This window comes from Stutzerimonas frequens (genome assembly GCF_024448335.1).
In the GTDB taxonomy this organism is placed as follows: domain Bacteria; phylum Pseudomonadota; class Gammaproteobacteria; order Pseudomonadales; family Pseudomonadaceae; genus Stutzerimonas; species Stutzerimonas frequens.
Genome location: NZ_JAMOHM010000013.1, coordinates 48,792 through 69,852 on the forward strand (window position 1 = coordinate 48,792; position 21,061 = coordinate 69,852).

General features: G+C 61.9%; 22 protein-coding genes. 3 read left to right on the top strand and 19 right to left on the bottom strand.

Features of this window, described 5'->3' with window-relative positions; translation table 11 throughout:
- Positions 1 to 11 precede the first annotated feature (11 nt).
- The 8 genes from NAO55_RS16745 to NAO55_RS16780 all read right to left on the bottom strand — a co-directional run bounded on the left by NAO55_RS16745 (position 12) and on the right by NAO55_RS16780 (position 6,339).
- Positions 12 to 1,106 carry an AI-2E family transporter gene (locus NAO55_RS16745; RefSeq protein WP_102841267.1) on the bottom strand — a complete coding sequence of 365 codons (1,095 nt, stop codon included), beginning with the start codon at positions 1,104 to 1,106 and terminating at the stop codon, positions 12 to 14.
- An 87-nt stretch (positions 1,107 to 1,193) separates the two neighbouring features.
- Positions 1,194 to 1,997 carry a DUF4892 domain-containing protein gene (locus NAO55_RS16750; protein ID WP_102841268.1) on the bottom strand — a complete coding sequence of 268 codons (804 nt, stop codon included), beginning with the start codon at positions 1,995 to 1,997 and terminating at the stop codon, positions 1,194 to 1,196.
- Positions 1,998 to 2,193: 196 nt separating this feature from the next.
- Positions 2,194 to 3,051: an alpha/beta hydrolase gene (locus NAO55_RS16755; RefSeq protein ID WP_102841269.1), complete on the bottom strand. Its 858-nt coding sequence runs from the start codon at positions 3,049 to 3,051 to the stop codon at positions 2,194 to 2,196.
- The gene (locus NAO55_RS16760; protein ID WP_063543681.1) at positions 3,048 to 3,860 is read right to left on the bottom strand and encodes an alpha/beta fold hydrolase; all 813 of its coding nucleotides are present in this window, start codon (positions 3,858 to 3,860) and stop codon (positions 3,048 to 3,050) included. The genes NAO55_RS16755 and NAO55_RS16760 overlap by 4 nt, the downstream gene beginning before the upstream one ends.
- Before the next feature lie 131 nt (positions 3,861 to 3,991).
- Positions 3,992 to 4,423, bottom strand: coding sequence for a hotdog fold thioesterase (locus NAO55_RS16765; protein ID WP_049339648.1), 432 nt, complete (start codon positions 4,421 to 4,423; stop codon positions 3,992 to 3,994).
- Between the two features lie 70 nt (positions 4,424 to 4,493).
- Positions 4,494 to 4,952, bottom strand: a complete 459-nt coding sequence (gene sixA, locus NAO55_RS16770) for a phosphohistidine phosphatase SixA (RefSeq protein ID WP_102841270.1) — start codon at positions 4,950 to 4,952, stop codon at positions 4,494 to 4,496.
- Positions 4,949 to 5,296, bottom strand: a complete 348-nt coding sequence (locus NAO55_RS16775; protein WP_102841271.1) for a DUF4389 domain-containing protein — start codon at positions 5,294 to 5,296, stop codon at positions 4,949 to 4,951. The genes sixA and NAO55_RS16775 overlap by 4 nt, the downstream gene beginning before the upstream one ends.
- Positions 5,297 to 5,316: 20 nt before the next feature.
- Positions 5,317 to 6,339, bottom strand: coding sequence for an NAD(P)H-dependent glycerol-3-phosphate dehydrogenase (locus NAO55_RS16780; protein ID WP_102841272.1), 1,023 nt, complete (start codon positions 6,337 to 6,339; stop codon positions 5,317 to 5,319).
- A 410-nt stretch (positions 6,340 to 6,749) separates the two neighbouring features.
- Between NAO55_RS16780 and fabA the strand changes: the two genes are divergently transcribed.
- On the top strand, positions 6,750 to 7,265 hold the full coding sequence (gene fabA, locus NAO55_RS16785) for a 3-hydroxyacyl-[acyl-carrier-protein] dehydratase FabA (protein WP_003285418.1): 516 nt from the start codon (positions 6,750 to 6,752) through the stop codon (positions 7,263 to 7,265).
- A gap of 11 nt (positions 7,266 to 7,276) precedes the next feature.
- Positions 7,277 to 8,494, top strand: coding sequence for a beta-ketoacyl-ACP synthase I (fabB, locus tag NAO55_RS16790; protein ID WP_011913036.1), 1,218 nt, complete (start codon positions 7,277 to 7,279; stop codon positions 8,492 to 8,494).
- 67 nt (positions 8,495 to 8,561) lie between these two features.
- On the opposite strand, the gene sstT is transcribed toward fabB, so the two are convergent.
- The 5 genes from sstT to NAO55_RS16815 all read right to left on the bottom strand — a co-directional run bounded on the left by sstT (position 8,562) and on the right by NAO55_RS16815 (position 13,605).
- Complete coding sequence (gene sstT, locus NAO55_RS16795) at positions 8,562 to 9,800, bottom strand: serine/threonine transporter SstT (RefSeq protein ID WP_102841273.1); 1,239 nt, start codon at positions 9,798 to 9,800, stop codon at positions 8,562 to 8,564.
- Between the two features lie 177 nt (positions 9,801 to 9,977).
- The gene (locus tag NAO55_RS16800; protein WP_102841446.1) at positions 9,978 to 11,585 is read right to left on the bottom strand and encodes a methyl-accepting chemotaxis protein; all 1,608 of its coding nucleotides are present in this window, start codon (positions 11,583 to 11,585) and stop codon (positions 9,978 to 9,980) included.
- Between the two features lie 176 nt (positions 11,586 to 11,761).
- Positions 11,762 to 11,920: a hypothetical protein gene (locus NAO55_RS16805; RefSeq protein ID WP_180981660.1), complete on the bottom strand. Its 159-nt coding sequence runs from the start codon at positions 11,918 to 11,920 to the stop codon at positions 11,762 to 11,764.
- A 140-nt stretch (positions 11,921 to 12,060) separates the two neighbouring features.
- Positions 12,061 to 12,534 (bottom strand): DUF3859 domain-containing protein, encoded by a 474-nt coding sequence (locus NAO55_RS16810; protein ID WP_102841274.1) that lies wholly within the window; start codon positions 12,532 to 12,534, stop codon positions 12,061 to 12,063.
- 66 nt (positions 12,535 to 12,600) lie between these two features.
- Entirely contained in the window at positions 12,601 to 13,605 is a 1,005-nt protein-coding gene (locus NAO55_RS16815; protein ID WP_102841447.1) for an amidohydrolase family protein, read from the bottom strand.
- A 219-nt stretch (positions 13,606 to 13,824) separates the two neighbouring features.
- On the opposite strand from NAO55_RS16815, the gene NAO55_RS16820 reads away from it, so the two are divergent.
- Entirely contained in the window at positions 13,825 to 14,259 is a 435-nt protein-coding gene (locus tag NAO55_RS16820) for an OsmC family protein (protein ID WP_063543339.1), read from the top strand.
- 59 nt (positions 14,260 to 14,318) lie between these two features.
- Here NAO55_RS16820 and htpG read toward each other — a convergent pair whose 3' ends face one another.
- The 6 genes from htpG to brnQ all read right to left on the bottom strand — a co-directional run bounded on the left by htpG (position 14,319) and on the right by brnQ (position 20,769).
- Positions 14,319 to 16,238, bottom strand: a complete 1,920-nt coding sequence (gene htpG, locus NAO55_RS16825; protein ID WP_102841275.1) for a molecular chaperone HtpG — start codon at positions 16,236 to 16,238, stop codon at positions 14,319 to 14,321.
- 119 nt (positions 16,239 to 16,357) lie between these two features.
- Positions 16,358 to 17,596, bottom strand: coding sequence for an MFS transporter (locus tag NAO55_RS16830; protein ID WP_102841276.1), 1,239 nt, complete (start codon positions 17,594 to 17,596; stop codon positions 16,358 to 16,360).
- 68 nt (positions 17,597 to 17,664) lie between these two features.
- Positions 17,665 to 18,108, bottom strand: a complete 444-nt coding sequence (locus NAO55_RS16835; RefSeq protein WP_102841277.1) for a PaaI family thioesterase — start codon at positions 18,106 to 18,108, stop codon at positions 17,665 to 17,667.
- A complete protein-coding gene (locus NAO55_RS16840) occupies positions 18,105 to 18,566 on the bottom strand; it encodes a PaaI family thioesterase (RefSeq protein ID WP_102841278.1) in 462 nt (153 codons plus the stop codon). The genes NAO55_RS16835 and NAO55_RS16840 overlap by 4 nt, the downstream gene beginning before the upstream one ends.
- A gap of 56 nt (positions 18,567 to 18,622) precedes the next feature.
- Complete coding sequence (locus NAO55_RS16845) at positions 18,623 to 19,348, bottom strand: DUF599 domain-containing protein (RefSeq protein WP_063543347.1); 726 nt, start codon at positions 19,346 to 19,348, stop codon at positions 18,623 to 18,625.
- A 98-nt stretch (positions 19,349 to 19,446) separates the two neighbouring features.
- Positions 19,447 to 20,769, bottom strand: a complete 1,323-nt coding sequence (gene brnQ / locus NAO55_RS16850) for a branched-chain amino acid transport system II carrier protein (protein ID WP_102841279.1) — start codon at positions 20,767 to 20,769, stop codon at positions 19,447 to 19,449.
- Positions 20,770 to 21,061: the final 292 nt, after the last annotated feature.

The window sequence follows — 21,061 nt, forward strand, 5'->3', positions numbered from 1 at the left end:
GCAGCCTGACGCTACGGGCCGACCGACTCGCGCGACTCGCCTGGAAGCTGTGTCGACTCATGGGTCGGCATCTGCGGCACCTCCTTGATCAGCCAGTCGCCGAGCAGACTGTAGGCGACCGCGAGTAGCGTCGGACCGAGGAACAGTCCCATGAAGCCGAAGGCTAGGATGCCGCCGAATACCCCGAGCAGCACCACCACCAGCGGCAGGTTGCCGCCCCGGCTGATGAGATAGGGCTTGAGCACGTTGTCCACGCCGCTGATGACGAACATGCCCCAGATGCCGAGGAACACCGCCATGCCGTAGTCGCCCTGCCAGGCCAGCCAGGCGACTGCCGGCCCCCAGATCAGCGGGGGTACCATGATGAAACTGCAGGCGAAGGTCAGTAGACCCAGCACCAGCGCGCCCGGAATACCGGCGATGAGGAAACCGATGTAGGCCAGAATCGCCTGTGCCGCGGCCGTCCCGATCACCCCGTTGACCACTCGCTGCACCGTTCCGGCCACGAGTTCGAGGTAATGGTCGGCTCGATCACCGATGAGCCGGTGCAGCAGACTGTGCACGAAGGCCGACAGCCGTGGCCCGTCACGATAGAAGAAGAACACCAGCACCAGGCTCAGTGCCAATTCGAGCATGCCGCCGCCTATCCGCGCACTGCGCACCAGCAGCCAGTTGGCGACCTGGCCGATGTAGGGGCGAATGCTGGCGATCAGCGCAGTTCCCTGCTCGTCTACCGTGTCCCAGAAGCTCACCAGCGAATCGCCGATCAACGGCAACTCACCGAGCCAGTCTGGCGCTGGCGGCAGTCCCTCAACCTGCAGGTCATGCAACAGCGCGTTGGCATCACGAATCTGATCGGCGATGTTGAACCCCAGCCATACCAGTGGCACGGCCACCAGCACCATCCAGCTGAAGGTGAGCAGCCCCGCCGCGAGCGTGGCGTTGCCGTTCAGCCAGCGGGTCAGCAGGCGCATCACCGGCCAGCTGGCGAATGCCAGCACGGCGGCCCAGAACAAGGCGGAAGCAAATGGAGCCAGCACCCAGAGGCAGGCCGCCAGCAAGCCGACCAGCAGGATCTGCACAAGCAGGCGATCATTGTTGAGCATGGGAAGTTACTCTAGAGATTAGAGCCGACGCGTCCTCTCGTTTGCGGATGCGTCGGTAAAGTCGGCTATTGCAGCCGCAATGACCGATCAGCGCAATAGCCTGATGAGCAGGCCGGCCTGCTCGGAATCATCCACCTCGAGCCGTCCAGGGCGAATACGTTCGACGATCAGCGCCTCGCGCCAGGCTACCGCACCGCGTCCGGCGAGGCTGATGCGCATGGTGCTGTCCAGGCGCAACATGCTGGCCAGGATGCCGCCCCACTCTGCCGTCGGCTCATCGGCAAGACGAAGCAATTGCAGCTCACCGGTGCTGCGCAATTGCCGCAACAGGGTCGCCGCGGTAGGTAATACCTCACCCAGCGGTTGTTCCGGCCGAAGCTGCTCCACATGCAGGTAAGGTCGGCCATTGCCACGCGTAATACCGTAGAGCGCCACCAGGCTGCCATCGACCTCCGGCAAACGCGCCAACAGGTAGGCCTGCTGGCCCTCTGGCCCGTAAAGCATGGATTTGCCGAAGATGGCGTTGGCCCAGAGGCTGCTGGAACCACATTCGCGCCCTTCGCACCAGAAAAGCAGCTCAGCACCCTGGCGCAACAGTTCACCCCGGGCCTGGGTGAACGCTTCGATACCGGTGTGCGTAGCCGGCAGCAGGTAAGTGATGGCCGTAAGCTCGCCAGAAACGGGGACTTGGGCAGCCATACGCAGTTTGCCGCTGATGCGCCGGATCGAATCCTGCGGATAGACGCGCTCCTGCACCTGTTCCTGCCGATAATCGACGATCTGAGCCTGAGCAAAACGGGAAAGCGCCTCCAGATCGGCACTGCCGGGTGTGTCGGCGGCCCCCGCTGCACCAGCGAACAGTAACAATGCCACTATCCATGCACTTCGCATAACACTCCTCAATGGACATGGGCACGAGACTGACATCGATGAATAGCCAGCCTGGAACAACGACGCCGGCCGAGGACCGATCAGCTCACAGCCCGCATGAACGCGCTGGCCAGCCAGCGCCGTTGCCAGCCTCACCACTTGCCAAAAACAAGTCAAGCGAGGCTTTACGAGAGAGTATTGCAGAGGCGTGCAGCGGCTACGCCTGAAAGAACGTGTTGAATAGCGAGGCGACCGCATCGGCGCCGGCTTCGTCGTCCAGATGCAGATGATGCCCGCCGGGCAGTTCGCGAACTGCGAACGGTAGCCCCTGGACCAGCGAGCGCAGCTCTGGCTGGGTCATCAACCCGCCCTCTGCCAGCACCAGGCTGGCTGGACACGCCACCCGCTCGACGAACGCCAGGGCGTGGGCGCGTGTCAGGCGCATCGCCGAAGGCAACATGAGGCGCGCATCGGTGCGCCAGGTGTAACCTCCCGGCACCGGCATCAACCCGCGCTGAGCCAATAGCTGCGCGGCCTCGTGACTGACCGCACCAACGCCTTTCATACGCGCAGCAACGGCCTGATCAAAGGTGGCATAAACCGGCTTGCGTTTGTCATCGACCGCCAGCAGCGCCTCGATCGCCGCACCCAGCTTCTGCGGTGCTTCGTCCGCTTCGCCGGTGTAGGGAATCACGCCATCGATCAAGGCCAGTCGCTCGATCCGCTCGGGCAACGCACCGGCCAGCAGGACCGAGACGATCGCCCCCATGGAATGTCCGAGCAGGGAGAAACGCTTCCAGCCGAACTGCTCGGCGACTTGCAGCACGTCGTGGGCATAGTCCCAGATGTTGTAACTGGCCCCGACCGGACGATGGTCGGAATGGCCGTGACCTGGCAAATCGAGCGCAACGATGCGCAGCCCCTGCAAGCGCGGCGCAAGCCGGGTGAAGGTCGCCGCGTTGTCCAGCCAGCCGTGCAAGGCAATCACTGGCTGACCGTCTTCAGGCCCGTACAGGTGGGCCGCCACCTCGAGGTGAGGCAGGCTCAGTCGGACCTCTTCGAACAGGACACTCATGCCGCCCCCTTGGATAGCTCCAGCTGCGCACCCCAGCGCCCGAGCAGCTCGCGCAATTTCTCGGCGGTCTGCTGCGGCCGCTCGAAGGGGAACATGTGCCCACCGGGTAGCGTATGCGCTTCGCCACGCGCCATCAGCCGCAGCAGGTAGCCGTGATGCGGCAGCACCACGCGGCTTTCGCGGCCACGCACCATGGCCAGTGGAATCTTCAGTGCCGGCGGCCAGCCCGGCGTGAGATGCGGCACGCTGCGGTAGATGCTGATTTCGGTCTGCGGATCGAAGCGCAGGCGCATTCCCTGCCCTGTCGGCTCCAGCCCATGTTCGATATAGGCTTCCAGACATTCCGGGTCGAAGCTGCTGAACAAAGCCTTGCCGGCGAAGTAGGCACGCGCTTCCTCGGCGCTGGAAAACTGCTCGCGACGTCCAAGCGTACGGCCAGCCGGGGTCAGTCGGTCGATGAAACCCAGGCGCTTGGCGGCCCAGATGACGGTCTGGTCGAACCAAGTCGGCAACGGTGAATCGAGCATGACCACCCCGTGATAGAGGTCGGGCCGCAACAATGCCGCGCGGTAGTGCAGCATGCCGCCAAAGGAATGGCCCACGCCCCAGACCGGCTCGCGCAGACGTTCGAGCTGCTCGAACAGTTCCTCGAGCAGGTTGTTCCAGTTGTCATCCACCGGAAAGCGCGGATCGTGACCGTGACGATCCATGTGCGTGACCTGATATTCCGGCGCGAGCGCCTCGAACAGCTTGCGATAGGTCGCCGAAGGAAAGCCGTTGGCGTGGGCGAAGAAAATGCGTTGCGTCATGAAGAAAGTGTTGCCGGACGGACTGGATCGCCATTGTCCGGCAGGCCCCGGCAGGCAGCAATCGCCATAGTCCTGCCGAATGAAGGGCATTCAGGCCAATCAGCAGGCCGCAATGGCGACCCGCCGCGCACTCAGTTCCTTTCCAGCGGCACGATTGCGACGGTCAGCCGGGAAATGCAGCTGGGCTTGCCGTCCTCACCACTCAGGCGGATGTCCCAGACGTGAGTGGAGCGCCCCAGATGCACCGGTCGGCACACACCTGTGACGCGACCGCTGCGCAAGCCGCGCAGATGGTTGGCGTTCACCTCGAGCCCGACGCAGTAGAACTTGCTGGTATCGATGCAGTGATAACTGGCCATGGAACCGAGGGTCTCGGCCAGGACGACCGAAGCACCACCATGCAAAAGGCCGTAAGGCTGATGGGTGCGGGCATCGACCGGCATGCTTGCCGTGATCGATGACTCGTCGAACGATTCGAAGCGGATATCCAGCAATTCGCTGATGGTGTTCTTGCGCGTGCTATGCAGTGCTTCCAGGTCGGGCTGACGGTGCCAGATGCTCAAGGGACGTGCTCCTGATGATTATTGTCGTTGGCTCACCTCACACGGAGCGGCGAGGTGAGCAGCAGCAACCCTAACCAACGTCGTGCAGCGATACCAGTCGCATCAGCCCGCCGGCGATCGCCTCGCCTTCGAGCTCCGCCAGCGAAGCAGTCGCCATCGGCAGCGGATCGCCATAGTGGCCGTTGACCAGCCAACCGGCCAGGTTGCCGACGAAGGGCTGGTGCGTGACCAGGAGCAGATCGCTCTCGCCGCGCAGATCGAGCGCTCGCAGGGCCTCTTCGAGATCCGACTCGGGCGTGGCCCAGTCCACGGTTTCGCGCCGGCCGCTGAAGCCCAGCGCCGCGCAGACCTCGTCCGCAGTCTGCTGCGCGCGCCGGTACGGGCTCACAAGGATCGTCTGCAGTGGTTTGCCTCGCAGAAAGGTGGCGCTGCGCCGGACATCTCGACGCCCTCCCTCGGTCAGATTGCGCTCGGCATCGGTGCGCGCGTTCGGCTCGGCGTGACCATGACGCAACAACCACAGCCTCATGGTGCCGGCCCCTCCTTCGGCTGCTCCGGCGCGGCGGGAGGTGCCGGCGGTGTCAGCTCGACGTCAGCCGGTCTCGGCGCCGGCCAGTCGGACAGCGGCCAGGGCTTTTGCTCGGTATTGAAAGTAGCGAAGCGTCCGATCTGCGCAACGTACTGACTGAGGCTGTCACCGAAGGCCTGCAGACTGGCGTCCGGGTGCCCCTTGACCAGACGCAGCACCAGCTGCAGGACCACCACGACCAGCAGCACCAGTTCGGCCAGTTGCCAGACGAAGAAGAAGATCAGCATCCAGACGGCTCGTAGAATCAAGGATTCCCGGTCCGTCGCCTGATTGGATTGGTTCATGGAGTCTCCTGGAGCTCGGTTCAGAATCCGTCGGTTGAGATGAAATCCACGTCGGTCTTGGGCTCACCGCGCATCAGCATGGCGATGATCTGATCGAGCGTACGACCCTCGAACAGAATGGCGTGCAACCCCGCGACCAGCGGCATGTAGACCTGCAGTTCCTCGGCCTTGCATTTGAGCACCTTGATGGTGTTCACGCCTTCGGCGACCTCGCCCAGGCGGGAAACCGCCTCGTCGAGACTTAATCCTTCGCCAAGGGCATAGCCCACCTGGAAGTTGCGGCTCTTGGGTGAAGTACAGGTGACGATCAGGTCGCCGACACCGGCCAGGCCGAGAAAGGTCATGGGGTTCGCCCCCAGCTTCACCGCGAAGCGTGTCATTTCCGCCAGGGCCCGGGTGATCAGCATGCTGCGCGTGTTCTCGCCCATGCCCAGCGCGGCTGCCATGCCGGCCATGATCGCGTAGACGTTCTTCAGCGCCCCGCCCAACTCGACACCGAAGCGATCGGAACTGGCGTAGACGCGGAAGGTACGACCATGCAGGACCTGCTGTACGCTGCGGCACAACGCCTCGTCCTGACTCGCCACGACGGTAGCGGTCAGCGCGTGTTCGGCCACTTCACGAGCCAAGTTCGGTCCAGACAGCACGCCGATACGAGCCTGCGGCGCAATCTGCTCGAGAATCTGGCTCATCAGCGTAAAACCGTCCGCCTCGATGCCCTTGGTGGTGCTGATCAGCATCTTGCCGCCCAGCTGCGCGGCGAACGGCTGCAACGCCTGGCGCAGGGCGCTGGAGGGCAGCGCGACGAAAACCAGCTCGCAAGCCTCGAGAGTCGACGCCAGATCCGTGGTCGGCTCCACCTGCGGCAGAACCTCGACGCCCTTCAGATATCGCGGGTTCTGCCGCTGCGTACGTATGCACTCGGCCTGCTGTGCATCGCGCATCCAGAGCAGGACGTGATGCCCGTTCTCGGCCAGCAGGTTGGCGATCGCGGTACCGAAACTGCCGCCGCCGAGTACCGCGATGGATTGCTGTTGTGTCATGTGGTTTCCGTTATGAGCCATTCGCGATGGCAGTGACGGGCATTATACGTTTCATGCTGGCGGTCACCAGCGCAAAGCCAAACCCCGACAAATCATCGACTTAGCGCCGCGTCTGCACCGCTGAAATACGTGTTTTCAAGCAATAGGCAACCGTCACTGCAACGATTGTCTATAGAGGACACGCTGTCGCAAGGTCCTCGTTAGCAGCTCAGGAGTGTTAAAGTAGCCGCCCAATTCTGTCTTTGCGCCCTTCGGCCACAGATATGGCATGAATGGCGTCGCTGTTGCCAGGCTGTGACTTTAGCCACAACACGGCAGTCTATGACTAGTCTTGATGATCAGGCCTTCGAATTCTGGGCCCGGTATGTAAGCAGCAAAGCCCTCTGTACGGGGCCCATTGAGGAATACGCATGACCAAACAACACGCCTTTACTCGGGAAGACCTGCTTCGTTGCAGCCGCGGCGAACTCTTCGGTCCCGGTAATGCGCAACTGCCTGCGCCGAACATGCTGATGGTCGACCGTATCGTTCACATCAGCGAAGTGGGCGGCAAGTATGGCAAGGGCGAGCTGGTCGCCGAACTGGATATCAACCCTGATCTCTGGTTCTTCGCCTGCCACTTCGAAGGCGATCCGGTCATGCCCGGCTGCCTGGGCCTCGATGCCATGTGGCAGCTGGTCGGCTTCTACCTCGGCTGGCAGGGCAACCCTGGCCGCGGCCGCGCCCTCGGCTCGGGCGAAGTGAAGTTCTTCGGTCAGGTGCTGCCGACCGCGAAGAAGGTCACCTACAACATCCACATCAAGCGCACCATCAACCGCTCGCTGATTCTCGGTATCGCCGACGGCACCGTTAGCGTTGATGGCCGCGAGATCTACAGTGCCGAAGGCTTGCGCGTCGGCCTGTTCACCTCTACCGACAGCTTTTGAAGGACATCCGCATGCGTCGCGTCGTGATCACTGGCCTGGGTATCGTTTCCTGCCTGGGCAATGACAAAGAGACCGTCTCCGGCAACCTGCGCGCCGGCCGCCCCGGCATTCGCTTCAACCAGTCCTACGCGGACATGGGGCTGCGCAGTCAGGTTTCCGGCTCCGTCAACCTGAACCTCGAAGAGCTGATCGACCGCAAGGTCCTGCGCTTCATGGGGGACGCTGCCGCCTACGCCTACCTGGCGATGGAGCAGGCCGTGAAGGACGCCGGCTTCAGCCTGGATGACATTTCCAATCCGCGCATCGGTCTGGTGGCCGGCTCGGGTGGCGCCTCCACCATCAACCAGATGGAAGCCATCGACATCCTGCGCGACAAGGGCGTCAAGCGCATCGGCCCATACCGCGTGCCGCGCACCATGAGCAGCACCGTCTCGGCCTGTCTCGCCACCCCGTTCCGCATCAAAGGCATCAACTACTCCATCGCTTCGGCCTGCGCCACCAGCGCGCATTGCATCGGCCATGCCATGGAGCAGATCCAGATGGGCAAGCAGGACGTCGTCTTCGCCGGTGGCGGTGAAGAGGAGCACTGGAGCCAGAGCTGCCTGTTCGACGCCATGGGCGCCCTGTCCAGCCAGTACAACGAAACCCCGGAAAAGGCCTCGCGCGCCTACGACGCCAAGCGTGACGGTTTCGTCATCGCCGGCGGCGGCGGCATGGTGGTGGTCGAAGAGCTGGAGCATGCCCTCAAGCGCGGCGCCAAGATTTACGCCGAGATCGTCGGCTACGGCGCCACTTCCGACGGCTACGACATGGTCGCACCGAGCGGTGAAGGCGCCCTGCGCTGCATGCAGCAGGCGATGTCCACCGTCGAGGGCTCGATCGACTACCTCAACACCCACGGCACCTCCACCCCGGTGGGCGACGTGGCCGAGATCAAGGCCGTGCGCAACATGTTCGGCGACAAGGTCCCGACCATCAGCTCGACCAAGAGCCTGTCCGGTCACTCGCTAGGCGCCGCCGGCGTTCACGAAGCGATCTACTCGATGCTGATGATGGAAGGCAACTTCATCGCCGGCTCGGCCAACATCGACGAGCTGGACCCGGAAGTCGCCGACATGCCGATCCTTCGCGAAACCCGCGAGAACGCTCAGATCGACACGATCATGAGCAACAGCTTCGGCTTCGGCGGCACCAATGCCACGCTGGTACTGCGCCGCTACAAGGCCTGAGCCAGCAGCAAGCGACACATGAGAACGGCGCCCTAGGGCGCCGTTCTTGTTTCCGCGATCAGTTGATTCAGACGCGCCGCTCGGCACCCTCGTCGATATCGCCATGGGCGATACAGGAGGCCGCAGTGAACAGCACGTCAGTCGACGAGTTCAGCGCGGTTTCTGCCGAGTCCTGCACCACGCCGATGATGAAGCCGACCGCCACGACCTGCATCGCCAGGTCATTGGAGATCCCGAACAGGCTGCAGGCCAGCGGAATGAGCAGCAGCGAGCCGCCGGCGACACCCGAGGCCCCGCAGGCGCAGACCGCCGCCAACAGACTCAGCAGCACCGCCGTGGCGATATCCACCTGAATGCCGAGAGTATTGACCGCAGCCAGCGTAAGCACCGTGATGGTGATCGCCGCCCCACCCATGTTGATGGTCGCACCCAGCGGGATGGACACCGAGTAGGTGTCCTTGTGCAGCCCGAGACGCTGGCACAACTGCATGTTCACCGGGATATTGGCAGCCGAACTGCGCGTGAAGAAGGCCGTGATGCCACTCTCACGAAGGCAGGTGAGTACCAGCGGATAGGGATTGCGGCGAATCTGCCAGAACACGATCAGCGGGTTCATCACCAGCGCCATGAACAGCATGGCGCCCACCAGCACGAGCAGCAGCCGGACATAGCCCAGCAGCACATCGAAGCCCGAATCGGCCAGCGTACCGGCGACCAGGCCGAACACACCGAGCGGCGCGAAGCGGATCACCACCTTGACGATCAGCGTGACGCCATCGGACAGGTCGCCAATCAGCCGCCGCGTGCTGTCCTGTGCATGGCGAAAGGCGAAGCCGAGACCGATTGCCCACGCCAGGATGCCGATAAAGTTGCCATTGAGCAGCGCACGCACCGGGTTGTCGACGATATTGAACAGCAGCGTGTTGAGGACCGCTCCCACCCCGGACGGCGGTGTCACGTCAGTTGCTTCGCTTACCAGCGTCAGCGAGGTCGGAAACAGGAAGCTCGCCAGCACCGCAACCGCCGCCGCGCTCAGCGTACCCAGCGCGTAGAGCATGATGATGGGCCGTATGTGGGTGGGCTGGCCGCGCTTGTGGTTGGCCAGTGACGAAGTCACCAACACGAATACCAGAACCGGCGCTACGGCCTTGAGCGCCTGAACGAACAGGTCGCCCAGCAGCGCGGCCGATTTGGCGGCAGCCGGCAGGAAGAGCGCCAGTAACGCTCCGACGACCAGTCCGATGACGATCTGGAGTACCAGACTGGTGCGACTGATGAAGCGGACGATTCGAGGCATATCGGACATAGGCGCATCTCGCAGCTGGGAAAGAGCGGCCCCGAACGGACCGTTCCTGCCATGGAAAAACGCGGGATGGTACGCCGCTGGACCGCCCATGCCCAGCATTGAGCTGTCACGGGTGGACGAAGTAGTCGGCTCGAAGCGCTTGAAGAACAAAGGGCGCCCTGGCGAGCGCCCTCGGGATCAGACCTGGAAGCGTGCCACGAGATTGTTCAGGTCGATCGCCAGGCGTGCCAGCTCCTGACTGGCTGCACTGGTCTGGTTCGCACCCGCTGAAGATTGCAGCGACAGATCGCGAATGTTGACCAGATTGCGATCAACCTCACGGGCGACCTGAGCCTGCTCCTCCGACGCACTGGCGATCACTAGGTTGCGCTCGCTGATCTGGCTGATCGCGCTGGCGATGCCATCGAGCGCCTCACCGGCTGCCCGCGCCAGCTCCAGCGTGGTCCTGGCGCGCTCATTGCTCGCCTGCATGGCATGCACCGCCTTGTCGGTGCCCTGATGTACATCGCCGATCATCTGCTCGATTTCCGCAGTCGACTGCTGTGTGCGGTGCGCGAGCGCCCTCACCTCATCGGCAACCACGGCGAACCCCCGTCCAGCATCACCGGCGCGCGCCGCTTCGATAGCCGCGTTGAGGGCCAGCAGGTTGGTCTGCTCCGCGATGGAGCGAATCACATCCAGCACCTTGCTGATATCGCGCACCTGGCCTGCCAACCGCTCGACCTCGGTGGCCGTCTGGGTTACGTCGCCCGCCAGCAGGTCGATCGACTCGACCGTGCGGATGACCTGCTGGCGGCCATGCTGCGCAGTCTCGTCGGACTCGCGCGAGGCTTCGGAGGTCGCGACGGCATTGCGCGCTACCTCATCCACCGCGGTGGTCATTTCGTTGACGGCGGTGGCGGCCTGCTCGATCTCGTGGTTTTGCTGATGCAAGCCACGGGTAGAGTCTTCGGTCACGACGTTGAGCTCTTCCGCCGCCGAGGCCAACTGGTTGGATGAGTGGGAAATACCCTGGATGGTATCGCGAAGACTTCGCTGCATGGCCTGAAGCGCAACCAAGAGGCGTGCCGGCTCGTCGTTGCCGACCACCTGAATGCTACGGGTCAGATCGCCGCCCGCGATGACTTCGGCGACGCCGACGGCCTCGGCCAGCGGTTGAACGATACTGCGGGTCAGCAACAGTGCCAGGATGATGGTCGCGAAGACCGCCAGCACCATGGCGACCACTACACCCTGGAAAGCGCTAGCCGCGACTGCCATAGAGTTGGCGCTAGCCGCATCGGCGGCTTTACGCTTGATGTCGATAAGGTCGCGCAAGGTCTCCGAAGTGACGCGCGCATGCTCGTTGAGCTCGCCTCGTGTGATCGCGATCGCCTCATCCGTACGTCCCTGCAACGCGAGATCTATCATCTGCCGCTGAAAGGACTCGTAGCGGGCCAGGGATTGATCGAATGTCGCCAGCAGCGCTTTGCCCTGGGCGTCCTGAACCAGGCGATCCAAATCCTGGCGCTCTTGCGCTAGCGTTCTGCGGAGCGTCTCCAAGCCGTCTACACCGCTGCGCTGCTCTTGCTGGTCACCAATAAGCAGCCGCAAGGTTCCGGCACGGATACGTAGGAACTCCTGGTTTGCTTGACCCAACAACTGAATCGTCGGTAACAGATGCTGCCCGATTTCCTCCGCCTCATCCTCCATTGCCGAGATGCGCGTCAGCGCGAAAACGCCGAGCGCAAAGACCAGCAACGCCACGATGCCGAACCCCAAGCCAGCCCTTAGGGCAATATTCATCTGTCTGAACATAACGCGACCTCATACGACTACTGTAATCACCGTATATCGGATGAGGTCACTGGTAACTTGACCCTTCCAGATAAATATGTTTTGGAGATACGAATCCTTCTCCTTTAGCGCAAATCAAATCTGGAACTTCTGCACCACTTCGTTCAGCCCTGTTGCCAACCGCGTCAGCTCCCAGCTTGCCGCGCTGGTCTGATTCGCCCTGCTGCTTCGCGCATGTTGGCCATCTGGTTCAGTGCGAACAGGCCGAGGAAAAGAACGAGCAGACCAATCAAGCCGAAACCCAGTGTTGGGCGCTTACCAATAGTGAGCGAGCGGATGGACATGTACCTTCTCCATGAAATGAAGCAACACCGAGCGCGTGGCATGCTGCATCATCGAAAGGCAAAACCGCTCACCTGAATCCTGCCGCCGATGGACCGCCCCGAGGGTTCTGATCGACTAACGGTCCGACTGCGATTAGCCACTACTGCTCGCGTACCGTGAAGCGTTGCTCGGCCAGCTTGCGATCTCCCTGGAACACCATCATCCGCCACTCGCCAGGCACTACTTCGTGGGGCTCGGTGAATTCGAATGCCATGACATCCTGCTCCACGTCAGGGACCAGCGCCTGGACCACTTCGAACTTGTCGTGCCGTTTGCCGTCGGGCGTCTGCACGCCTGGCGTCAGGTAGAGCAACGTCAACGGCGTATCAGCAGCCTGCTTGCCCACCAGGCGATAACGCAGGCCGAATTTGCTGCCGAGTTTCGCGGGAATCTCGGTGGTCTGGCGGATCGACTGATCGCGTCGTGTCAAAACGCGCTCCCCGGGCTGGAAATCCTCTTTCGTTGTTTCGAACAGACCATATTCCACTGGTCCCACCACCTGCACGTCGGCTTGCGCAAGCGGCGCACTTATTCCCAGCACGGCCACGGCCAACGCCAAACGGACTAACGACATGTACCTGCTCCTTGATGGATTACGGAGCCGGCAGGTTATGACGCAACGATGACAGCAGCGTGACGATCAGCGCAGTTGCTGCTGCCGCTTGCGTGGCAACAGCGCAAGGAAGTTGTCTCGAGCGACGCCCTGCGCCACCGATTCAGGGAGTGCATCGAGGAACGGCTCGAATGCCTGCATACCCGAGGCCAAGCTGTCGAAACGTCCTACTACGTCCGAACCGATCACGAAGCGATCCGGATATTGCTCGACCAGCGCCACCCATTTGGGGTCCGGATTGCCCTGCTCGTCCAGCAGGTAAGGACGCAGCATCGTCCAGGATAGGTCGATGTAAAGATTGGAATAGTCGCCGAGCAGTCGGCTAACCGTATCGTACAGAAACTCCAACTTCTCCTGATGCCGATGAAGCTCCATGCTGGTGCCAGCATGAGCCCAGATAAAGCGCGTATGCGGATGATTGCGCAGCGGCTCCTCCAGCTCGACCAGGTAGAGCGGATTGCGCTCTCGCTTGGAGGTGATGTTGGAATGCAGCATCACCGGCAGATCGAACTCGGCCGCCAGATGGTAGACCCTCGTCAGCGCCTCGTTGTTGGCCCGCGGGGTGTCGCCCTCGGTCAACGCGGTCACGTCATCGTGTCGGGTGAATACCTCCCCCAGACCCTGCCAGAGGCCCGGGTTCAGCTCCAGCATGCGGCGGATATGCGCGTCGGCGTTTTTGTCGTTAGGGTTGAAACCGGAAAGAAACGGATGGAAGCGCTTGCGCTGCTCCTCATCCAGATCTTCCAGCGCTGCGGCGACCAGCACGTCGGTCGCGCTGTACCAGTACACCGGCGCATCGTCCCCAGCGTAGTAACGCGGACGCTTGGGCTCGTTCTCGTGCCACTTCTTCGCTACCGGAATACCGCTGATCATGACGTGATCGATGCCGCCGGCGTCCATCGCCTTGAGCAGCTTTTGCATGCCGTCGGTCTCCTGGAAGAAATCCACGTAATGCAGATGTGCGTCGCTGTAGCGGTAATCTCGCGCTTGAGCACAAGCCAGCGGCAAACAAAGAAAGAGAGCGAGCAACAGGGCGGGTCGTTTTTTTGGCAAAGCGTGGTCCTCCGGACAGGCAGCGAATAGACCGCCGCCAGGCTCGACCGTTCATCCGTGACACAGCACCAATACCCCCTACCGTATTTGACAAACATCAAGGCCGGCCAGGGCAAAGCGCCCTAGCATGCCTGGAACAGAAACGCGGGCCACTCTGCCGCGTTTGATTGATCACCTAACTGAGCGAGGCACGTTTCCATGGCTCTGAAGACCATCAGCGCACGCGGACAATTGAATGCAGGTATGGCAATCGAGGTCGAGTGCGGCAACCACCGCCTGATCATGGATCAGCCGAAGAACGCGGCTGGTCAGGACCTCGGCCCCACTCCACTGGAAGCCATCATGGCTGCAGTGGCGGGCTGTTTCGGCACCATCGGCCGGTTCATCGCTCATCAGCAGAAGATCGAACTACGCGGCATGCGCTTCGAGATCGAAGCGGACTACGACCCCGCCGGCCTGCTCGGCCGCGATCCGGACGTCCGCCCTGGCTTCCAGGAACTGCGCGTCAAGGTCGAGATCGATGCCGATCTGGACCGGGAGGGCAAACAGGCGCTGCTGGAGCAGATCGAAAAGCGTTGTCCGGTCGCCGACAACCTCACCCATGGCACTCGCCTGGTCAGCGTATTGGTCTGAATGGAAGGAAATGAAAACGGCCCGTCGTTGACGGGCCGTTTTCATCTTGCAGCAGCGGCTCAGGCCGAAAGCTCGACCAGCAGCTTGTTCAGACGCTGCACATAGGCAGCCGGGTCCTTGAGGCTGTCTCCCGCCGCGAGTGCGGCCTGATCGAAGAGGATGTGTGAAAGATCGGCGAAGCGATCTTCGTCCGGCTCGGCGTCCAGCTTCTCGATCAGCGGATGCTGCGGGTTGATCTCGAAGATCGGCTTGGACTCCGGCACCTTCTGCCCGCTCGCCTCAAGGATCTGACGCATCTGCAAGCCGAGATCCTGCTCACCGATGGCAAGAATGGCTGGCGAGTCGGTCAGGCGATGCGAGACTCGCACCTCGGCGACCTCGTCGCCCAGCGCGCCCTTGAGACGCTCGATCAGCCCTTCCTTGGCCTTGGCAATCTCTTCCTGGGCCTTCTTGTCCTCTTCCGAGTCCAGCTTGCCCAGATCCAGATCGCCTCGCGCCACGTCAACGAACTGCTTGCCATCGAATTCGGTGAGATAGCTCATCAGCCACTCATCGATGCGGTCGGTGAGCAGCAGGACTTCGATGCCCTTCTTGCGGAAGACCTCCAGGTGCGGGCTGTTCTTGACCTGTGCATGGCTCTCGCCGGTCAGGTAGTAGATCTTGTCCTGGCCTTCCTTCACCCGACCCAGATAATCGGCCAGCGATACCGACTGCTCGCCGGACGCATCGCTGGTGGAGGCGAAGCGCAGCAGGCCGGCGATCTTCTCCTTGTTGGCGAAATCTTCCGCAGGGCCTTCCTTCAGCACCTGGCCGAACTGCGACCAGAACTTCTTGTAGTCCTCCGGCTTGTCCTTCGCCAGCTTTTCCAGCATGTCCAGCACGCGCTTGGTCAGCGCCGACTTCATCGAGTCGATTACCGGATCCTTTTGCAGGATCTCGCGCGAAACGTTGAGCGACAGGTCATTGGAGTCCACCACACCCTTGATGAAACGCAGGTACAGCGGCAGGAACTCGTCGGCCTGATCCATGATGAACACGCGCTGAACGTAGAGCTTGAGGCCCTTGGGCGCTTCGCGATGGTACAGATCGAACGGCGCGCGACCCGGCACGTAGAGCAGCGAGGTGTACTCCAGCTTGCCCTCGACCTTGTTGTGGCTCCAGGACAGCGGGTTGTCGAAGTCGTGAGCGACGTGCTTGTAGAACTCCTGATATTCCTCGTCCTTCACTTCGCTGCGCGGACGGGTCCAGAGGGCACTGGCACGGTTGACCGTTTCCCATTCGATTTCCGCCGGCTTGTCCTTCTCTTCGTCGCTCTCCAGAGAAGAAAGGGGCTCCTTCGGCAACTCGATGGGCAAGGCGATATGGTCGGAATACTTCTTGACGATATTGCGCAGGCGCCAGCCATCGGCGAACTCTTCTTCACCCTTCTTCAGGTGAAGGACGATGCGGGTGCCGCGCTCGGGCTTATCGACGGTGGCGACTTCGAACTCGCCCTCGCCCTTCGAAGACCAGTGCACACCTTCGCTCGCCGGAGTACCGGCGCGGCGGCTGTAAACGTCGACCTTGTCGGCGACGATGAATGCCGAATAGAAGCCCACACCGAACTGGCCGATCAGGTGCGAGTCCTTCTTCTGGTCGCCGGAGAGATTCTTCAGAAAATCCGCAGTGCCGGATTTGGCGATGGTGCCCAGATGCGCGATCACGTCCTCGCGGCTCATGCCAATGCCGTTGTCTTCGAGGGTGACGGTCTTGGCCTCCTTATCGAAGGAAAGCCGGATCTTCAGCTCGGCGCCACCTTCGAGCAGCTCCGGCTTGGCCAGTGCTTCGAAGCGCAGCTTGTCAGCAGCGTCGGAAGCATTGGAAATCAGTTCGCGAAGGAAGATTTCCTTGTTCGAGTACAGCGAATGGATCATCAGATGAAGCAGCTGCTTCACTTCGGTCTGGAAGCCCAGGGTTTCTTTTTGAGTCTCCACACTCATCGTCTACGAACTCCACATCATCTCAATGGCTCGGACCGCGGCTGCGGCGATGTCAGGCAGATGGGGGCACGACGATGGATTTCAAGGGCGGGCGGCGCGTGTCTTGCACCGCCCCTGGGTCATGGCTCGACCAGTTCGAGTAGTACGATTTCACCCGGTGCCAGGTTGTAGCTGGCCTCGCCGGGCCCGCGGATGACCCGCCGAATGATCAGCTTGCCTTCGCTGTCCAGCCCCAGGAAGCGACCCTCGGCAACCCCGCCACGTTCGGTATGCGCGCGGACCAGCATCTGTTGGTAGCGAGCCGGATCGCGCAACAACCGTTCCAGCGAAAACCCCGGATGACGATCCTTGGCGGTGACAGGGATGGCCTTCACGGCGGCGGGGCTTTCATCGCGGGCAGCGGCCGGCGCGATCACGTCGGCAGTCAGGGCAGGATAATCGTCGCCCCTGACCTGCCAGCCCTGCGCATCCTTGACCAGATGTAGAGTAAAGCCCTGCGCCTCGCCCTTGACCGTAGCCTGAACACTTACCTCAAGCTCATCGGCTGGCAGCGCCAACGTCGGCAGCGGTTGTATCGAGACATCGCGACTGGCGTGGCGACGCTGCAGGTAATCCTCGATGACAAAGGCCAGCGTATCCTGTGAATCGTGCCGACGATCGACCTCGCCGTTGCGGTAGCGCAGCCGATTGGTAAACAGTTCGACGTTGCCGTTGAGGCTGGTCTGATAATGCGGGGGCAGGACCAGGTGAAAATCGCCACTCAGCTTGTTCGGTGCGACGGGTTCCAGATCGAGATGCAGGGTATAGCCACGGTCGAGACGGCGACTTTCGGGCAATTCCCGGTCGCGGCTGAGCCAGGCTATCTCGACTTCGGGTAATGGTCCGGCGTCGTCGGGCAGCACATCGACGCGCAGGGCGCCGTCAACCGGCTCGCGCAGCCGTACGATGACTTCCTGCCGGGCGAAAAAGCCCCGCCCTTCGCGCAGTGTCAGCACACCATTGATGAATTCGCCCTGTTGCGGCGCAAATGCCCGACCATTGAGTTGTCCTTTGATGTTCATGCTCAGCTCGGGCTGAACCTGCGTCGGCAGCCAGCGCAGGCTGAAGATCGCTGCCAGGCGGTCAGCATCGCGACTGGCCAGCAACGACAACCCGACCACCAACGGGATCACCCCGAGACAGGAAAGCACCACGGCCCTACGTGCAGCACGCCAATGACTGAACACGAACGCCAGCGTCAGTGGCGGCAGCAAGCTGCCAATCCCCCACAACAGGCTCGTCGCGAATGCCTGGCTGATCAGCCAGACGAAACCGGCGAACACCAGCAATAGGCCGCCGAGAATCAACAGTGCTTCCATTCGAGTTCCTTCACGCAATCGCACTAGGTGACGCCGCGCACCGCAACGCCGCCACCCTGACGAATGCGTCAGGGCTCGTCGATCTTGAAATGGCAGCGGGCGGTGGCGATGGGCTCGGCCTGACGGGTCTGCCAGGCGGTGATCGCGACATTGGCGACCCTGCGGCCTTGGCGCCAGACCTGGCAGGCGGCGAAGGTGTCACGATAGTGACCGGCACGCAGATAATCTATCGAGAAGTCGATGATTTTGGGCAAATGTGGCGCCCCCATGAACATCAATAGGTGCAGCATCGCTGCATGCTCCATGAAGCCTGCGATGACGCCGCCATGGATGGCCGGTAGCGGGTTGCCGATGTTGCTCTCGTTCTGCGGCAGTCGAAAAACCATCTCGTCGCCCAGACGCAGACACTCGATGCCGATCAGGCGAGCATAGGGCACCAACTGGATCAGCGAGTTGTAGTCATTGGTCGCGTGCGCTTTCTGAACCAGCTCACCGAGGTTGAAATCGCTCATGCCTTCCCCTCCGAGCCAAACACACCCTGGGCGCCCTTGCCCATACGCATGAAGGTTCCCACCGCGTGGGCAATGGGCTCATTGATATCGCGTTGGTACGCGATGCCCCGAGTGAAGATTACCGTCGGCGTAACGCGGTAGCATTCGGCGAAACCGAAGATGTCGTGCCCCGGCTCAGCCGGATGCATGTAATCGATGCGCAAATCGAGCGTTGGGCAGACCTCAAGTTCCGGCAGTGCGCAGGCGGTGGAAATCCCGCAGGTGGTGTCCATCAGCGTAGTGATCGCGCCGCCATGAACGACTCCGGTCTCCGGGTTGCCGATGATCTTTTCGCTGTAAGGCAGGCGCAAGGTGAGTCCGCGGCTGTCGGCATGCTCGACACGCAGGCCCAGAACCTGGCAGTGCCGCAGGACTGACAGAAAGCGCTGGGTGCGCTCGAGTATCTGGCTATCGCTCATTCGAATTCTCGACGGTTGAATCAGCCGCGAATGATACCGCTCGCCCGCGCTGTGCCCTATTCCCTAGGCGCTTCGGCTGGCGAAGTTGGCGTGAACACCATGACTTCGAGCACGTCGGAGTGGAATTCCCGGCGATAGAGAATGAGGACCACGCCGGCCGTGACGAGCATGAAGAACCAGGGATGAACGAACCAGGCGAGCGTCGCCATGCCGAAGTAGTAGGCACGCAAGCCGAAGTTGAACTGGTTGGCGGCCATGGAAATGACCTGTGCCGCCCGATCAGCGAAAGCTCTTCGCTCCTGATCACTGACGTTGCGCTCCCCCACCATCGGCGCGGAGGCAACCAGCACGGCGGCGAAGTTGTACTGGCGCATGCACCAGCTGAACGTGAAGAACGCGTAGACGAAGACCACTGCAAGACACAGCAGCTTGATCTCGGACAGCCCGCGGCTGACCGGTTGCGCAAACGGCAGATCGGCGAGCAGCGAGACCGCGCGATCCGACGCACCCAATGCAGTCAGAATGCCAGCGAGAATGATCAGCGTACTGGACGCAAAGAAGGAGGCGTTGCGCTCGAGATTGCCGATGACATTGGCATCGGCAATGCGGTTGTCACGCATCAGCAGCCGCTGCATCCAGTCCTCCCGGTACAGATGCAGCACGCTTGCCAGACAGGCTGTGTCCCGCGCCCGCCAGCTGGCATAACGGGTATAACCGACCCAGCACAGGATGAACCACAGCACAGCGATCAGATGAGGCAGGTTTGGATCGGACAAGCTCATGGCACACCCTCGGAAACGTTGCGTGATTATAGCCAGCAGCGCTCCCGACGATAGCGCTGCAGTGCCGCCTGATCGCCAGCGGCGTTGCAGCGCAACGCTTACTTCATGCCCGACTGCACACGCTCGGCACGACCCAGCAGCCGGTCGGTAACAACTGCCAGCACCAGCATCAGCAAGACCGGAACCAACCAGCCCATGCTCTGATCGGCCAACGGCAACTGGCTGAACAGAGGCGGGACCCAGCCGCCCAGCCCGGCCGCGGCGAGGCCATCGACCACACCGAAGACCAGCGTTACTGCCATCACCGGCACGAAGACCCGCGGTGCCGACAGCCAGAAGCGATCAAGCAGACTCAACGCCACCAGCACGATGGCGAGCGGATAAAGTCCAACCAGCACCGGGACCGACACACTAATCAACTGAGTCAGGCCTTGGTTGGCCACCAACAGGCTGAAGAGTGCGAAGACGATCACCACGGCGCGATAGGACACCGGCAGCAAGGCACTGAAGAACTCGCCACAGGCCGTGGTCAGGCCTACCGCAGTGGTCAGACAGGCCAATGTGATGACGACCGCAAGCAGCAGACTGCCCGGAGTGCCGAAGGTGTGTTGCACGTAGGTGGTGAGAATCTGTACGCCATTTTCGGCGCCGGCGGCGATCCCCTGGCTCGTCGCACCAAGGTAGAACAGCGCCAGATACACCAGCGAAAGGCCGATGGCTGCAATCACGCCGGCGATCATCGAATAACGGGTCACCAGGGCCGGCTCGGTCACGCCGCGGTCTCGGATGGCGGTGGCGATCACGATGCCGAACACCAGCGCACCGAGCGTATCCATGGTCAGATAGCCCTCGAGGAACCCTTTGATAAGCGGTGACGCCCGATACCCCTCGGTCGCGGCGCCCACCTCACCCGCTGGAGCGAAGATCGCAGCACCGCCCAGCACCAGCAATGCCGACAGCAATACGGGGGTGATGAATTTGCCGATGCGATTGACCAGCTGCCCCGGGTTCAGCACCAGGAACAGCATCGCCGCGAAGAAGACCAGCGTATAGAGAAACAGCGGCATGCCCGAGTTACCGCTGAACGGCGCGATACCCATCTCGAACGAAACGACAGCCGTACGCGGTGTGGCGAACAGCGGTCCGATTGCCAAATAGACCGCCACTGCGAGAACGGTGCCTGCGACATTGCCGAGCGGAGCGGTCAGGCGGTCCATTCCACCGCCGACGCGGGCCAGCGCGACAACCGTCAATAGCGGCAGGCCGACCCCGGTCAGCAGGAAACCAAGCGCCGCCTGCCAGATGAATGCACCTGCAGCCATGCCGGCGCTGGGGGGGAAGATGATATTGCCGGCGCCCAGGAACAGCGCAAACGTCATAAAGCCAAGTGCCAGCAGGTCAAAACCTTTCAAACGATTCATGCGGGAAAAACTACCAGAAGATGACGGCAACCAATGAACGCGGCGCAGCTCACGAGCGCGACGGAACGACGATTCATATCGGCCTGAATGATGGAGTGCGGGTTTCCTTCAGGGATAAGGAAACATCATCCAGCCGTTTGGGCCGGATTCTTCTTGCACGCTGTCGCTCTTGTGAAGCGAACAAACGTATGAATGAGTGGCAATGATGCCACGATGCGCCGATGAATGCTGACCGGAACGTCAGCATCGGCCGCGAAACATTGTCGCTCGGCCTGCGCGAAGGAAAGCCAAT